We start from the raw sequence: 13,941 nt of genomic DNA, 5'->3' as shown, positions 1-13,941 counted from the left end.
GTCCGTAGCCCTTATAAGGCAGGTATTCCTTACCAGTCTGGTAAGCTGGTTTGCTGGGTTCACTGAATAGTTACGCTCCAGATATCAGATGGTATGCATATCATTGATTTCAAGGTAAAAATGACATTTTACCAAATTTTAATGTTATCTTTTATTTTTTACCAAACTTTAGTTAGAAAGTTCTTGGGAAAAACCTCTGAAGAGGCATTTTTTTACCAAACTATAATGTCCTCCGACATCGGGTACTGAATGAATTGCGACGCGTTGAAGCAGAACCGAATTTACCAAATTAGTAGTCAGTTGTAATTCACCTGAGTTTCCCGGTAACTCGGAATGGTTTTCTCTTTCGCGATTATAGTTTTCTTTATGCGGTACTTCCTACAGTTTTCCTTTTGTCGTGCTGCGTAATCAGGATTATTTTGATATTGCTCCCTCTGGCGCTTCTTCTGACGCTCTGCGAAATCGGGATCATTCCGGTAGCGCTCTCTTTGGTGCTGCCTCTGGTGCTCCATGTAAGCGGGATTTTTGTGACGCTCCCTCAGGCGCTCCCTTTCGCGTTTTAGGAGAGCGGGGTTATTGTAGAGTTCTCTTCGACGTTTTCTTTGGCGCTCCCTTGCGCCATCCCTTATCTTCTTTGCGTAAGCAGGATCATTCTTGTAGCGTTCCCTTCTGCGCTCATTCTCCCGTTGTGTGTAAGCAGGATTCTTGCGAAGCTCTCTTTGGCGTTTTCTATTACGCTCCTTCTTGTAGTGCTGTGCGTATGTGGGATCTTTGTGAAGTTCCTTGTGGTATTCGTTAGCATGAAAAGAGGGTTCCGTTGCACAGTCAATCTCTGCTGGGGGAGTGGGTTGTTGATGCTGTACACTTTCTGGTTGAGGGTTAATAATTGCAACGGGTATTGCTGACTCAAAAAAAGCATCAGCAGATTCTTGGTTATACATTTTTTCTGTCGGATGAAGGCTGTTATCAACAACTGATGAGCTTTGCAGGGATAAGGGACTTAAACCTAAAATTGACTGGATCGAAAAACGTTCATTATCAGGAGTATATGTAGGAGCAGGTTTATCATTCAGTGCTTCTGTTCTGACTGGTAAGTGAAGTGGTTGATCTTTTATAGTATTGCTGAAAACGATTACTACTGATCTTTTTTTAAAACGGTAATCATTGAATGGATTATTAAAAGGCACCGTTGGCTGCTGAAGGTGGTTTTTAGTCATCTCATCAGTACACATGGAACACAGAGTAGAGTCTGCTTCTTGAACTCCACGGGAGAAGGCCTGCCCTGATGCACCAGGCTCAGAAATAGTAACATCCTGAACAGAAAGAAATTGATCAGAATCTGCTGGTAATTGAAAGTAAGTAATAAGGCTATGCATTGAAGTATTGAATAACTGAACTAAAGCATAAGATCACGTCCTCTTGTAAAAGTTCCTCCTTGATATTACCCATTCAATATTTATTTGTAACCTTGCATAATTCATGATTAAAAGGATTGGTACATGCGATAGCTACGCAAGCGGGGTCTTTGCGAAGCTCGCTACGGCGCTTCCTTCGGTATTCCCTGAGGTACTCTCTCTGGCGCTCCCTTTTGTGTATCTTATAGCTCTCCAGCTTGGCAGGATCTTTCATACGCTCCATCATGCGCTTTCTCATGCGTTTTGAGTAACCGGGATCATTCTGGTAACGCTTCCGCATGTTCTCTCTCATGCGCTTCCTCATACGTTCTGCGAAATCGGGATCATTCTGGTAACGCTCCTTCTGCCGCCTGTTATTGCGTTCAACATAAACGGGATCTTTGAGATGCTCCCTTTGGTGCTCCCTTATGCGTTCTGCGTAATCGGGATCATTGCGATAACGCTCCCTTTGTTTCTTCCTATGGCGTTCTGCGCAAGCTGAATTATTCCGATAATGTCTGCTTCTTTTGTATGCCCTGATGTGCTTTGAGTGATCAGGATGATTCTGATAGCTCTTTTGGTGCTCAACTGCTGAAGTGTTATCACTAACATCTTCTACTGCCTGGGGCGCTTGACTATCAATTGTCGTCTGGTTCTGGTTTTGCAGGCTAACTACAGTAACTGGCCCTGAATTTTGTGGGTTAGAGAGCATGTCAGGAAGATTAGTTAACTGATAATCTGGGGCAGAATGGCTCGGTGGCATTGGCTCGTTAACCTCAAGCTCGCTCCCCAATATGCATAGCAGCTGAGTAAGGGGGGTGTCTGGCGTTGAAAGTAGCGCATCCTCTAAGGGGTTAGTGTCAGAATGACAAAAAGAATATTCATTTAGTCCTGACTGTGGAACCTCAGCAATATCAGTTCCATGAGGGGCTTCCTGATCGGCATGGGTTAGAAATGCAATATTATATTTATTCAATGAACCAAATGGATCAGGGTTATTGTTGTGTCTGTCTGATTGACTATGGTAAACCCGAAAAGGAGTGCTCAGCACCTGAACTGGTATCCCTTGATACGTCGGCTGCTGTTCATTTTGGGCATCCTGGTGCTTTGGTTCTTGTGAGCTGGAATAAGGCTCGCCAAAAGCAATCTCGAATGGAGGTAATTGAGTAAAGTGATCCATTGAATTATCAAATTATTGAATTCCAGTTTAAGACATTTTCTTTTTGTATTAGTTTCTCTCATAAACACTCTATTCAATAATTATTTCAGACAAATATAATTATTTGTTATAGCTATTAGTAATATCTTCAATGCGGATGGCTCCTCTCATATCGTGGGAAACTTTACGATCATCGATCTTGCTTATGCACACCTCAAAAACTGAGGCACCGTATTAAGAAATGTTGTGATGGAGAGTAATAGTTCGTATCGGGTATCAGTATCACGTTAAGGTGGGCTTTTTTATCTGGCCTTAATCGATTTAATGCGATGCAGCTTAATGGGCATTGTGATGCTGCCCCCGGCAGATCGCACCTTCAGTAACAGTCTTTCGCGTTCGACGCCAAGCAGTTCTCCGCTGAAACGTTTCGACGGTTCGACAGAAACCTCTAACCAGGCACCAATATGATTTGGTAACTCATAGATTGGAATGTCCCTGGACTGCTGGTTCAGTAATTCCGGTTCCTGATTGGTTGCAGGCAGTTCATCAACAAAGAAGTAGGTTTTGGGTGCTTCTCCATGGGCAGGCTGAGATTGCCACTCCTTCTTGACATTTGGGTTGGTATTCCTGGAAGAGGGTTCCGTCATGTCCATATCATCTGAATCCTTTGCCGGGCCAAATTGCCCCGGGGTGATGATTTCAAAGGGAGAGACAGGGCTGTTGTTCACCAGCAGAGTGAGACCAAATGATGAAACCCAGAGCTCAGTGTCATAGACAGAAAAGGCCTGAGGATGGAAGTTGGGGGGGAAATGCGCCTTGATGGTCACTGTGTCAGGATTCTTCAGAAAGTTGATGTAGGCATTTTTCATCGCTTCATTCGGAGCAATGCCTGCTTTATAGAAGTAAAAGCTGTCTGGCAGATTGGTTAGACGGTTAATGTATGCGTCTTTGGAAATACCTGAGCTATTAGCACAATGCTGGCTGCTCATTCTGATCAGGCCCTCGTCCTGGTAGGTCAGTTCAGCATTGGTCAGGGAGGGTAATTGCATAAAGTCGTTGATGACAGGAGACCCTTTTTTGTAAAAGCTTGCCTGTAGTGATGCCTTGTATAGATTTGTGGCGCTGATACCAAATCGAACAAACAGTTTCTGATTTTCAGGGGTGTATTTATATTCCCAGAAATGTCTGTCAATGAGTGTATCAATGCCCATCTGTTGAAATTCATTCAGGCCGACAATATATTCAATACCACAGGTAGGTTCTACTATGCTGCCCAGCTCTTGTTTGAGTCGTAACTGGCGTTGATCATTGAATAAGGTATAAAACTCTTCATTACCCTCCAGTGGTAGTTGAATTCCATCATACTGGACGCGCAGGGAATCGGGCAGCTCTGATAGTTCTCCATTGCTGACATCATACACTGTCTTCATCATTGTCAAAGTGCTTGGGAAAACAACGGTTAATCTTTTTATAGTGATTGGGCTTTTGAACGTTTTTTTAGGCGTTAAAGTTATTTTTGTTATTGATACTTTGCCATTTATATGAACATTAACGGTATCAAATTTAACTTCTGCGTAATCAGATGTTACAGGTTTGTATTTGTCTATTGCTTGTATTAACTGGGTTTCAGCATAAAATTTAAATCCAAACCATGCGGCAGGAGCAACAAGAAAAAAAGGTATTAAGAATGATTTGATCAAGAAGTTAATCATAGGCTTACCTGAATACGGTATTGCTGCGCAAGGTGATCATCTGATGATGATTCACTCCTTTATAAAAATATGTTCTTGATTTTTTTGTTTATCAAGTAATGGGTGTTTTATTTTTAATTGGCTGTATATGGTGCTGAGCAAGTGTCACATTTTGAATTTTTTCTGGTTTCTGTGCGTTGCTTGTCAAAAAAACAAGCGATTCTAATATTTTGTTTTTTCTAATATTGTTATATTCATCGTAAAGGGCTGGCATGTTTTAAACTAACTTATTAATGGACTCTTAACTGAATCAACGTTGATTGAAAAGGATTTTCTATGAACCCTCCAGGCTCGCCGCCATCTGGAACACCCGTTGGTCCTTCAGTGCTTCCACCTCATTCCGGTGCTGGAGAAACAGCCCAGACAGGTCAAACGTCCACCAGTCAAACCGTCTCTCCTCATCATCCAGTCGAAAAGCGCATTCCCACAAATGATAACCCTGTCAGGAGTAGTGGGCTACCTGACAATATTCAGCCAGCAAATGCTCCCGGAGGTACGGTTTCCCAAAATAGACCGGGGGGGGCAGAAGGAATCAAACGTGATCTGAATAAGCTTTTGGCCGATGATAAGCCTCTGGAACAAGGCTTCCGAAAAAAGGTGGAGATGAAATACATAGATGCATCAATAACTGCACTGGAAAAAATCAAGGAAGAAATGAATGGCAAATGGGATCTTTCAAATGACGATTTAAAGGTTGCATTTAAAAAAGCGCACAAGAAGGCCATTAAAAAACTGAAAGAAAATAATTCCAATGATGTCAAAGTAACCTTTAATTTACCCGGTGGGCAACGGGTTCGTTTAATTCCACCTGAGCTGGATAATCTGGATTTATCTGACTTGAAGTCATGGCTGCAGGGATCTCTGGGGTTAGTAAATGAGCTGAAATCAGAAAAGCAGTCTGCTTATGATGCTGGTCTTATCGAGCAGGCAATTACTGATGGTGCCCGGGAATTGAATACTCTTCTTTCCCAGCTGGCGCAGACCGGCTCATCCGAGCAAGAGCTTCTGGGCTTCCAGGCTCGCTATCATGCCATACAATACCCGATTATCAGCCTTTCTTTTGATGGCAGCAGCCAGCATTCTTCCGATAGACCAGAGCACCATAGTACTCCCGAGGCTGTGAAACCAAGTCCTTCTATTAAAATTACCAATGATCCTGAGAGGGCATTGACAGTTCCTGACGAGGGGGATTCAGCTTTTGGGGATGAAAGTCTTGTTGACGCTGATCACTTGAAACGGGTTGAAAGAGCCAGAAAAGCATACAGAGACCTCGGTTATGCCTGGTATCAGCAAGAAAAAAACACCAGTGAAGAAATTCTTGATGACAAAGCGATGTTAATGGCGGAGTTGGAACAACGTTTACAAGGCAAGCCTGAGAGTGATGATGATTCTGGTGTCTCGGTATCTTCCCTGACCAGCCCGCAACGCTCAAATCCTCGCAGACGTTCTGGTGATAAAACGGGAGAACCACCATCATCCGCCCGCAAGTTACAGGTGAAGGATGATGATGGTGTCGGCTTATTCCGTGCATTGTTTGCCTGTTATACCGGAAACGGTGATTGGCAGAATGCGTCGAAAGATCAGGTACGTAAAGAGATAAGAGACGAAACTATGGCTCAACCGATAAAACTGGCCATTGACGTTGCTACCCATAAGTACCTTGAGCTGGATCCTTACAACAATGACGTGATGGACGTTCAAAACTTGTCACAGCGTGCCGTGGCTCAGAAGATCAAAGCGTTGGACGATCAGGGGCTTTTAGTCCAGAAAATTTTTGCCCAGGTGATTCTGGATGGCACGTTCTCTGAACACTCTTTCCGCCGTCTTCCAGAGGTGCTGGGTGTTACCGATTTAATGACCAATGATCCTGATGACCCCTATGCTTTTGAAATGATAGTTTTTTCACAGCTTATTATGAGTGAACTCTGCACGACGCTGGGCGTGCCTGAATCCAATGGTAATGAACGAGGATTTCATAGGCTGAATAGAGGCTTTGGTGTAGTGTTAGACGCTGAAAAAAAGAAGGATGACGATAAGAGAAATAGTGTCAAAGAAGCTGATAGAGCTTCCGGTTTATCTCCAGCGCGGGAAGATACGAAGGTTATGGCCCCGTCAGAGGATAGCATGATACCTGAAACGTCAGGGGATGACGCTTCGAGTGCAGTTAGTCAACCACCTCCACCACCTCCGCCCGGGAGTCTTGCTGAATCGTTTGAAGATAAAAAATCTACTGACAGTAGATAGACACTCTTTAGCAAAAGAGTTTTGCGCCTGTTAACCCGGATATTTCATAAACAGCGATCCTTGATCTGACCCTGAAACTACATCCGCCTTGGAAATGTCGTGTTCATGGATATCCATATCCTCAGACGAAGTAACCGCAATAATGAATCGCCGTTGAACTATTTCCAGGAAAAAATGTCCAGATGAAAAAGCGTCTGGATACCAGTGGCCAATTTACCCAGTGAATGTGCAACGACGTGCGGCCAACCAAAGCAGGAAAATAGACATGGAAATAAGCTCTGTTCCAGCCAATCACAGTGCGAGTCACTGTTTGATTTGCATGGAAGATTTTACCAGCCAGCCTGGCCATGAAGCAGTTAACCTGAGTTGTCATCATGTCTTTGGCCGATCGTGCATCATTCGCTGGGGAAGCAACAACCCGACCTGCCCTGCCTGCCGGGCACCGCTGGACCTTGATCACATACATGGCAGGAGTATCACCATAACCAGGCGTTTAATCAGAACAGTACCAGCTGCTGCCTCATACCTCAGGACTAACTTTCTGGACAGCCCCTTCGCACTTGGCAGCATGGTCTTTACCACTGGAGGGGGATTGATTAACACCTTTGCTCGATTTCTCCCTTATCAGCCGGACGCTGCCTATATGGTCGCGGGTTATTCCATTGGTGGCATCGGCATTTCTCATGTTTTAGCTGGTGCTTCTGCATTAGCCTGTGGTTATACTGCCCTGCCCGTAAACGGTCATCACAGTCTGGCCATTTCCTTGAGCAAGGGCGGAGTCCTTGGCATTGGTGCTGCTGGCCTTGCCGGCTTCTTTGTTGGTGTCTTGGTGCGTTCTGATCATTCCAGCCTTCTTGCCTCTGGTATTAATTCAGGCATCCATGGCATGGCCGGGGGGGTGATGGTCGCAGCCTCTATTAGCACAGTTGCCCTGACAACAGCCATCTACCTGGACTCTTAATTCCTCTCCTGTCTACTGAAAAAGCTGTCTGGAATGAAGCTTTTTGATGTTTTGTTCACTATGCAGAGACTCGTTTTATAAGGGCGGGAAGGGTTCCGGTTTTCTGGATATTGCAAAGGCTGGAGTAAAAGGTAGGATAGCGGTTGGTTGAAAACAATAATTATAGAGGATGTGACCATGAATAAGCTTTATGGGGTGCCACTGTCACCCATGGTTCGAAAAGTACTGCTGGCTCTCGAAATAAAACAACTTGACTATGAGTTGGTGCCGGTTACCCCGTTTATGAAACCGGCAGGCTTTGAAAAAATCAGTCCCCTGAAAAAAATTCCTGCCTGGGAAGATGACAAGGTGACGATTGCCGACTCTTCGGTGATCTGTGAGTACCTTGAGGACCGTTATCCGGAACAGGCTCTCTACCCAAAGACACCTGAGGAAAAAGCCAGGGCCCGCTGGTTTGAAGAGTATGCCGATACGGCGATGCTCCAGGTACTGGGAACGGTCTTTTTTGAGCGAGTTGCCAAGAAGCTGATTAACCAGCCTGCTGACGAAGGCAAAGTGCAGGAAGTTTTACAAACCAAACTGCCAGAGATTTGTGCTTATCTGGAATCTCAGGTTCCGGAAACTGACTTTCTGTTTGGAGGGAAGGTTCAATTGGCTGATATTGCCCTGGCCAGCCACTTTATTAATCTCGTCCATGCTGGAGTCCAGATTGACTCTGCTGAGTATCCTGGGCTGGCGGCGTATATTGACAGGATTTTCCAGCATCCAGCCGTGGCGCACCGGATTGCAGAAGATAAAAAAGTGTTTGGCGGTAAGTAAAAAAGATCGCCACCCGTTGCCCGTAAAAGCACAAGCGGTTCTGGCTTTTCGGGCAGCGTCTATAGAAATGTGGAAGTTATTTCAGAGCTGTTTCTTACATACGTTTGAAGGCTATTAATTCTGGAATGGATAGACTGAACCCAGATTAAGAATGTGTGTCAGTTCATCCAGGGCCGTTCGGGATTCCGTCAGTAAAAGCGGGTCGGCCAGGTCTTTTTCAGATAACTGGTCACGATAGTGCTTTTTGACCCAGCGGCTGAGGGTGGCAAAGCGCTGGTTGTTGATCAGACAATGTTGATTGGTCGCTGCCAGTTCCTGGTCGTTTAATACGACTCTCAGTCGCAGGCAGGCCGGTCCTCCGCCGTTATTCATACTTTGGCGCAGATCAAAAACCTTCAGATCCGTAATTGGGCAACTTGCGTCGTTGAGTATGGTTTGCAGGTAATCCCAGACAGCGGGTTCATTTTCACACTCAGAGGGGACAACGATCATTGTCCCGCCATGGTCCAGCGACAGCAGTTGGCTATTGAATAGATAAGTCCCAACTGCCTGTGCTACAGAAACCTGTTGATCCGCCACCTCAACAATATGGAAGTCCTGCGCCCCATAAGCCTTTCTTAATGACTCATAGACACCAGCCTGCTCCACAAATGCCTGTTCATGGCAGAACAGCAGGTTGCGGTTGCCCACAGCGATAACATCATTATGAAAAACGCCCTGATCAATAACCGCCGGGTTTTGCTGGGCAAATACCACTTTGTCCGTATCAAGCTGATGCAGACGGGCGACAGCCTGACTGGCTTCAAGACTCTGGCGGGCAGGGTATTTCTGTGGCGAGGTACTTTGCGGGTTAAATGCTTCCCGGCCATAAACGAAAAATTCAACGCCCTGTTCGCCATATTCATGGCAAAAACGGGTGTGGTTTGCGGCCCCTTCATCACCAAAGTATTCGGTGGATGGCAGAGCCTGGTGGTGAACAAAGTGGTCAGGGTTATTAAATGTCGATTTTAGTATTTTTCCGGTAACGTCATGCTCAATAGAGCGGTGGAATTTATTGATTAAGTTAGCGGGCGTGAAATGTACTTTACCATCAGCACAGTCCGCACTGGGGGAGACTGTCGCTGCATTAGCGGTCCACATACTGGAAGCAGAGCAGCAGGCTACCAGAACTGCCGGCATCTGTTGTGCCGCGTCAGACAGAACCCGTGAATCACTGCCGGTGAAACCGAGCCTTCGCAGTGTGGCAATATCCGGCCGCTCATGGGGGGCTAACACACCCTGGATAAAGCCCAGTTCACTGAGCGCCTTCATTTTCTCCAGACCCTGGAGAGCGGCTTCCCTTGGGTTTGCTACTTTGCCCGCATAATGGATTGAGGCCTTGTTACCCTGGGATAACCCTGCATAGTTGTGGGTAGGGCCCACCAGTCCGTCAAAGTTGGCTTCTATTGTTTTCATTATTGACTACTTCACCATTGGTTCAACGCGAAGGTACCGTTTACAAATCAAGCCCGGGTGCGAGTTCTTTGGGCATACTCAGTGACTCCGACTCAACACTGGCCACCGGGTAGGCGCAGTAATCGGCAGCAAAATAGGCACTGGGGCGGTGGTTGCCACTGTCTCCTGGGCCGCCAAAAGGTGCAGCACTGCTGGCACCGGTGATTGGCCGGTTCCAGTTAACGATACCTGCACGTATTCTCTGCAAAAAGAACTGGTACTGCTCTGGTGCTTCACTGAACAATCCGGCGGAGAGACCAAAACGGGTGTTATTGGCGTCTGCAACGGCATCTTCAAAACGATCATAACGAATAATTTGCAACAGTGGTCCAAAGTACTCTTCATCGGGGCGGTCTTTGATATTGGTCACATCAATAATACCCGGAGAGACTAACCCGGTTCCTGCTTGAAGATGTGTTGATAAAAGCAGGCTGTTGCCGCCCAGCTTTTGCAGCGTTTCCTGGGCTGACAATATCTGTTTGGCCGCTGCTTCAGAGATAAGCGCTCCCATAAACGGTGCTTCCTGATCATCCCATTGACCTACTTTGATATTGGCTGCCGCTACAGTCAGCGCATCAACAAACTGATCCCCCCAGGGCGTTGTGGGAACAAAAAGTCGGCGGGCACAGGTACAGCGTTGACCGGCGGTGATAAATGCTGAATGAATAGTGTCGTGTACTGCGGCTTTGATATCTGCCATCTCGGTGACAATCAGCGGATTGTTGCCGCCCATTTCCAACGCCAGAATTTTACCCGGCTGTCCGCCGTACTGCTGGTGGATCATCTTGCCGGTGTTTGAGCTGCCGGTGAAAAACAGACCATCAAGACCGGGGTGCCCGGCCAGAGCGATGCCAGTTTCTTTTTCTCCCTGAACCAGATTGATAACTCCGTCGGGTATTCCCACCTGCTGCCAGAGTTTTATCGTGTATTCCGCAACGGCCGGTGTTAACTCGCTGGGCTTGAAAACCACGGTGTTGCCAGCCAGCAGTGCGGGAACAATATGTCCATTGGGAAGGTGGCCCGGAAAGTTGTAGGGGCCAAATACCGCAACAACTCCATGTGGCTTGTGACGAATCACGGCTTTCCCTACGGGCATGGCATTTTCAACGGTCCCCGTTCGCTCATGGTAGGCTTTTATTGAAATGGCAATTTTCCCGGCCATAGCAGCCGCTTCCGTTTTGGCTTCCCAGAGCGGCTTACCGGTTTCTCTGGCAATGATTTCTGCCAAGCCCTCTTTATTCTGCTCCAGCTCATTGGCAAACGCCTTAATGAATGCCTCTCGTTCTTGAAATGGGCGAAACGCCCAATGATGACTGGCTTCCCGGGCGGAACTTATTGCCTGGTCTACTTGCTTTGCGGTGGCACTGGCTCCTTGCCAGAGCACATTGCCTGTTCCCGGATTTTCGGATGAAAAGGGTTTGCCATTTGCCTTAAGCCACTGTCCATTGATAAACAGGCATTGTTGTTCATTTGTGTCTGCCATGGTCGTAATCCTCTCAATTCGTTGACTAGCTGGATAAGGGCACCACCCGAAGCAATTGGCCTTCTTCAACGTTAAGTGCTGATGCCTGCTCTTTACTGATCATGACAAACTCCAGTCCTTCGTAGGAAAGATTACCCATGATGCAGCGAAAATCGTTCAACTCACTATTGGCCATCAGCCAGTGGCGCTGATCCGTTGTGTTGTTCTCAACAATTTTAACTTTGTACTGTCGTGAATCTCTTACTGAGCGTACTTCTTTGACTCTGGCTTCCAGTAGCGGACCTCCATCAAAAATATCCACATAGCCAGTGTAGTAGAAGCCTTCAGATTCCAGCAGATGTCGGGCAGGCGTTGTGCTTTCGTGGGTAACACCAATGACCTCCCTGGCTTCATCCGGCAGCAAATTGGTGTAGATTGGGTGGCGAGGCATCAGCTCGGCAATAAACGCTTTATCGACGGTGGATTGGCGATCAGCTTCGGCAAAGTCCACTGCAAAGAAGTGCCGACCCAGGGCTTCCCAGAAAGGAGACACTTCCTGATCATCACAGTAGCCACGCATTTCTGCAAAGAGGCCTTCAGCAAACAGTTCCGGAAAGGCCGCCATAAACAACATTCGACTCTTGGAAAGAAACGTACCGTTTTTGGAATGACGATAATCCGGCAGCAAAAAGAGCGTACAAAGTTCTGAGAAGCCGGTATGGTCACTGCAGAGCATCAGGGTGTCCACCATGGTGTAGACATCCAGTTGTTGTGAGGCATGAACCTGTTTACTCACCTTGTAATTATACCAGGGAGCCTCAAGCCCGACGGCGGACTCGATACCCGCAGTGCCCATAACCTGACCGGTTTCGGTATCTTCCATCACAAACAGATAGAGATTATTTTTCGGTTCTGCGGCAGAAGTACCTGTTTCCTGCGATGCAGCCAGCGAAGCCTGCTTAAAGGAGGTGAGTGCCCATGCCAGTTTATTATCAACCATGGGGCGGTGAGGTTGCAGGGAGGTGAATCCGGCACCCGTCTGGTTGGCAATTTGCCATAGGGCCTCACGATCCTGCTCATGAATGGGACGAATAACAATCATAGTCAGACTTTGCCTTTGTTTTAATAGTCAGTTAGTTATCGCGACATAAAGAGACCTGGAAATGTTACCTCAACTTTTATTGATGGAAAGACCCTGCAAAGAGAAAAAATGCACCTATAGTTTAGCTTCAATAATTCAGGAAATGATACCGTTTCGCTCACTTTGTCAGTGGTAAAAACAGTTCACCAAAAACACCTATGATTCAGTCACCCGTTCTTTTGCCTGTGGTTCCGCAGCCTCGTGAGCCGAGTGAACCCTCTTCTGTGCAGCCTGCAATTGCCAGTAGCCATATTGCACCTGGCGAGCCTGATGGAACCTATATAACAAAAGAACCCTTCTCTTTTACTGAGCGCTGTAAGTCGCTGTTCAGCAGGGTTGTCTGTGCCGTAGAAACGAGCATGTGGCATATTATGGACGCATTCAACTGGGCCGGCTATCTCGCTGTCTGGGCCATGGCTGGCGCTACCTTTATGGTTGGTATGATGGCCTTGCCGATCATTCTTAAATCAGCCCTGACCGGCATCATTATTATGGCTTGTGAAGCGATAGGGGAGGCCGTACTGCGATATTATTCAAGTGATCAGTTCCCAACGGATCGCCTGCCCGTACTATTAGACAGACTCCCGATAGAGGATCTGCCTGTTCTTGGGGATTTTCTGAGCTTTCGCTGGCTGAGACACTTGCCGTTTCAGGGGGAACGCTGTGATGAAAATAAACTGACGTATTTTGGCAGTCGCATGGTGGTTGGTGGGGTCTATGGCAGCTTACTTGGTTTTTTCACGTCGTTAATCACTCTGTCTCCCTACAGTATTCTGGCTACGGGAGCAGTAGCTGCAGGCACTGCTTTTGGCCTGAGGTTTCTGGGATGCGCCAAGGTAGCCCTGGATTTTGTATTTCTTTCCAATCATGAAATGAATGAGGGGCGTCTTTACCATAAAGATAGCTTTATTAATCGCCCTATCAGAGACAGGTTGGTTGGGAATACAGAGTCGTCGAATTATTTTCCCATGCCACCTCCTGAGAATATCGGTGCAGCAATACAGCTGCTGAGAATTCATCAGAATATAGAGGCAGTTACCAAAGACGATATTTATCAGGCTGCAGAAGCCCGTTGCAATGAGAAAGCGCAGTCAGGACTACCAAATGAGCTCTTTGACCGGGAGGTGAGTCTGGTCAAACACGCTCAGGAACAATTATATCGATTTGTCACACAACGGGATTTGCAAGAGGCAAAAAGGCGGGAGTTACAGGCCAGGCTGGTTCATCAGGCCCGGGAGCAAGACAAAATAGACCGGAATTTGCTGGGTTTACCGGCGGAGGTAGAATTGACGCCTGAGCAGATTGAAGCTGGCTACCGACAGGCGCTGAATGATTATGAGCGCTACAGGGATCAGGATATCAATGAGATTGATCGAGCGGCGGCACGTTTGAGAAGAGCCAATGACAATATGGATGCTGTCTCTGTGGCTTGATGTGATGTCAAACTGAGACTCACCTCCGATAGATGCTTTTCAAACGATTTACAGGGATGAAGATGCAGAGTGTGAATGTGTCT

At 46.8% G+C, this 13,941-nt stretch carries 10 protein-coding genes; 4 read left to right on the top strand and 6 right to left on the bottom strand.

What is annotated here, in order from left to right; genetic code table 11:
* Nucleotides 1-296: 296 nt before the first annotated feature.
* The 3 genes from ACO6V1_RS19180 to ACO6V1_RS19170 all read right to left on the bottom strand — a co-directional run bounded on the left by ACO6V1_RS19180 (nt 297) and on the right by ACO6V1_RS19170 (nt 3,986).
* Nucleotides 297-1,376: a hypothetical protein gene (locus tag ACO6V1_RS19180; protein ID WP_422450216.1), complete on the bottom strand. Its 1,080-nt coding sequence runs from the start codon at nt 1,374-1,376 to the stop codon at nt 297-299.
* A 73-nt stretch (nt 1,377-1,449) separates the two neighbouring features.
* Complete coding sequence (locus ACO6V1_RS19175; RefSeq protein WP_422468071.1) at nt 1,450-2,574, bottom strand: hypothetical protein; 1,125 nt, start codon at nt 2,572-2,574, stop codon at nt 1,450-1,452.
* A gap of 281 nt (nt 2,575-2,855) precedes the next feature.
* Complete coding sequence (locus tag ACO6V1_RS19170; RefSeq protein WP_422468069.1) at nt 2,856-3,986, bottom strand: hypothetical protein; 1,131 nt, start codon at nt 3,984-3,986, stop codon at nt 2,856-2,858.
* A gap of 594 nt (nt 3,987-4,580) precedes the next feature.
* On the opposite strand from ACO6V1_RS19170, the gene ACO6V1_RS19165 reads away from it, so the two are divergent.
* The 3 genes from ACO6V1_RS19165 to ACO6V1_RS19155 all read left to right on the top strand — a co-directional run bounded on the left by ACO6V1_RS19165 (nt 4,581) and on the right by ACO6V1_RS19155 (nt 8,328).
* The gene (locus tag ACO6V1_RS19165; protein WP_422468068.1) at nt 4,581-6,548 is read left to right on the top strand and encodes a hypothetical protein; all 1,968 of its coding nucleotides are present in this window, start codon (nt 4,581-4,583) and stop codon (nt 6,546-6,548) included.
* Nucleotides 6,549-6,813: 265 nt separating this feature from the next.
* On the top strand, nt 6,814-7,509 hold the full coding sequence (locus tag ACO6V1_RS19160; RefSeq protein WP_422450221.1) for an RING finger domain-containing protein: 696 nt from the start codon (nt 6,814-6,816) through the stop codon (nt 7,507-7,509).
* Nucleotides 7,510-7,686: 177 nt separating this feature from the next.
* Nucleotides 7,687-8,328: a glutathione S-transferase family protein gene (locus tag ACO6V1_RS19155; RefSeq protein ID WP_422462332.1), complete on the top strand. Its 642-nt coding sequence runs from the start codon at nt 7,687-7,689 to the stop codon at nt 8,326-8,328.
* Nucleotides 8,329-8,442: 114 nt separating this feature from the next.
* On the opposite strand, the gene astB is transcribed toward ACO6V1_RS19155, so the two are convergent.
* From astB to astA, 3 genes are read right to left on the bottom strand one after another with little or no spacing between them, the layout of a single operon-like run.
* Nucleotides 8,443-9,783: an N-succinylarginine dihydrolase gene (gene astB / locus ACO6V1_RS19150; RefSeq protein WP_422450223.1), complete on the bottom strand. Its 1,341-nt coding sequence runs from the start codon at nt 9,781-9,783 to the stop codon at nt 8,443-8,445.
* A 40-nt stretch (nt 9,784-9,823) separates the two neighbouring features.
* Nucleotides 9,824-11,305: a succinylglutamate-semialdehyde dehydrogenase gene (gene astD / locus ACO6V1_RS19145; RefSeq protein ID WP_422468066.1), complete on the bottom strand. Its 1,482-nt coding sequence runs from the start codon at nt 11,303-11,305 to the stop codon at nt 9,824-9,826.
* A 25-nt stretch (nt 11,306-11,330) separates the two neighbouring features.
* Complete coding sequence (gene astA / locus ACO6V1_RS19140; protein WP_422450225.1) at nt 11,331-12,386, bottom strand: arginine N-succinyltransferase; 1,056 nt, start codon at nt 12,384-12,386, stop codon at nt 11,331-11,333.
* Between the two features lie 410 nt (nt 12,387-12,796).
* On the opposite strand from astA, the gene ACO6V1_RS19135 reads away from it, so the two are divergent.
* Nucleotides 12,797-13,858: a hypothetical protein gene (locus ACO6V1_RS19135; protein WP_422450226.1), complete on the top strand. Its 1,062-nt coding sequence runs from the start codon at nt 12,797-12,799 to the stop codon at nt 13,856-13,858.
* Nucleotides 13,859-13,941 lie beyond the last annotated feature (83 nt).

This window comes from Endozoicomonas sp. ALC013 (genome assembly GCF_049310205.1).
Taxonomy (GTDB): domain Bacteria; phylum Pseudomonadota; class Gammaproteobacteria; order Pseudomonadales; family Endozoicomonadaceae; genus Endozoicomonas.
Note: the sequence above shows the minus strand (reverse complement) of the source record. Positions and strands in the feature narration are given on the sequence as shown.

What these genes read in the sequence shown, in the direction of transcription:
- ACO6V1_RS19180 (WP_422450216.1), bottom strand. Translation starts at nt 1,376, where the DNA reads ATGCATAGCCTTATTACTTACTTTCAATTACCAGCAGATTCTGATCAA.
- ACO6V1_RS19175 (WP_422468071.1), bottom strand. Translation starts at nt 2,574, where the DNA reads ATGGATCACTTTACTCAATTACCTCCATTCGAGATTGCTTTTGGCGAG.
- ACO6V1_RS19170 (WP_422468069.1), bottom strand. Translation starts at nt 3,986, where the DNA reads ATGATGAAGACAGTGTATGATGTCAGCAATGGAGAACTATCAGAGCTG.
- ACO6V1_RS19165 (WP_422468068.1), top strand. Translation starts at nt 4,581, where the DNA reads ATGAACCCTCCAGGCTCGCCGCCATCTGGAACACCCGTTGGTCCTTCA.
- ACO6V1_RS19160 (WP_422450221.1), top strand. Translation starts at nt 6,814, where the DNA reads ATGGAAATAAGCTCTGTTCCAGCCAATCACAGTGCGAGTCACTGTTTG.
- ACO6V1_RS19155 (WP_422462332.1), top strand. Translation starts at nt 7,687, where the DNA reads ATGAATAAGCTTTATGGGGTGCCACTGTCACCCATGGTTCGAAAAGTA.
- astB (WP_422450223.1), bottom strand. Translation starts at nt 9,783, where the DNA reads ATGAAAACAATAGAAGCCAACTTTGACGGACTGGTGGGCCCTACCCAC.
- astD (WP_422468066.1), bottom strand. Translation starts at nt 11,305, where the DNA reads ATGGCAGACACAAATGAACAACAATGCCTGTTTATCAATGGACAGTGG.
- astA (WP_422450225.1), bottom strand. Translation starts at nt 12,386, where the DNA reads ATGATTGTTATTCGTCCCATTCATGAGCAGGATCGTGAGGCCCTATGG.
- ACO6V1_RS19135 (WP_422450226.1), top strand. Translation starts at nt 12,797, where the DNA reads ATGGACGCATTCAACTGGGCCGGCTATCTCGCTGTCTGGGCCATGGCT.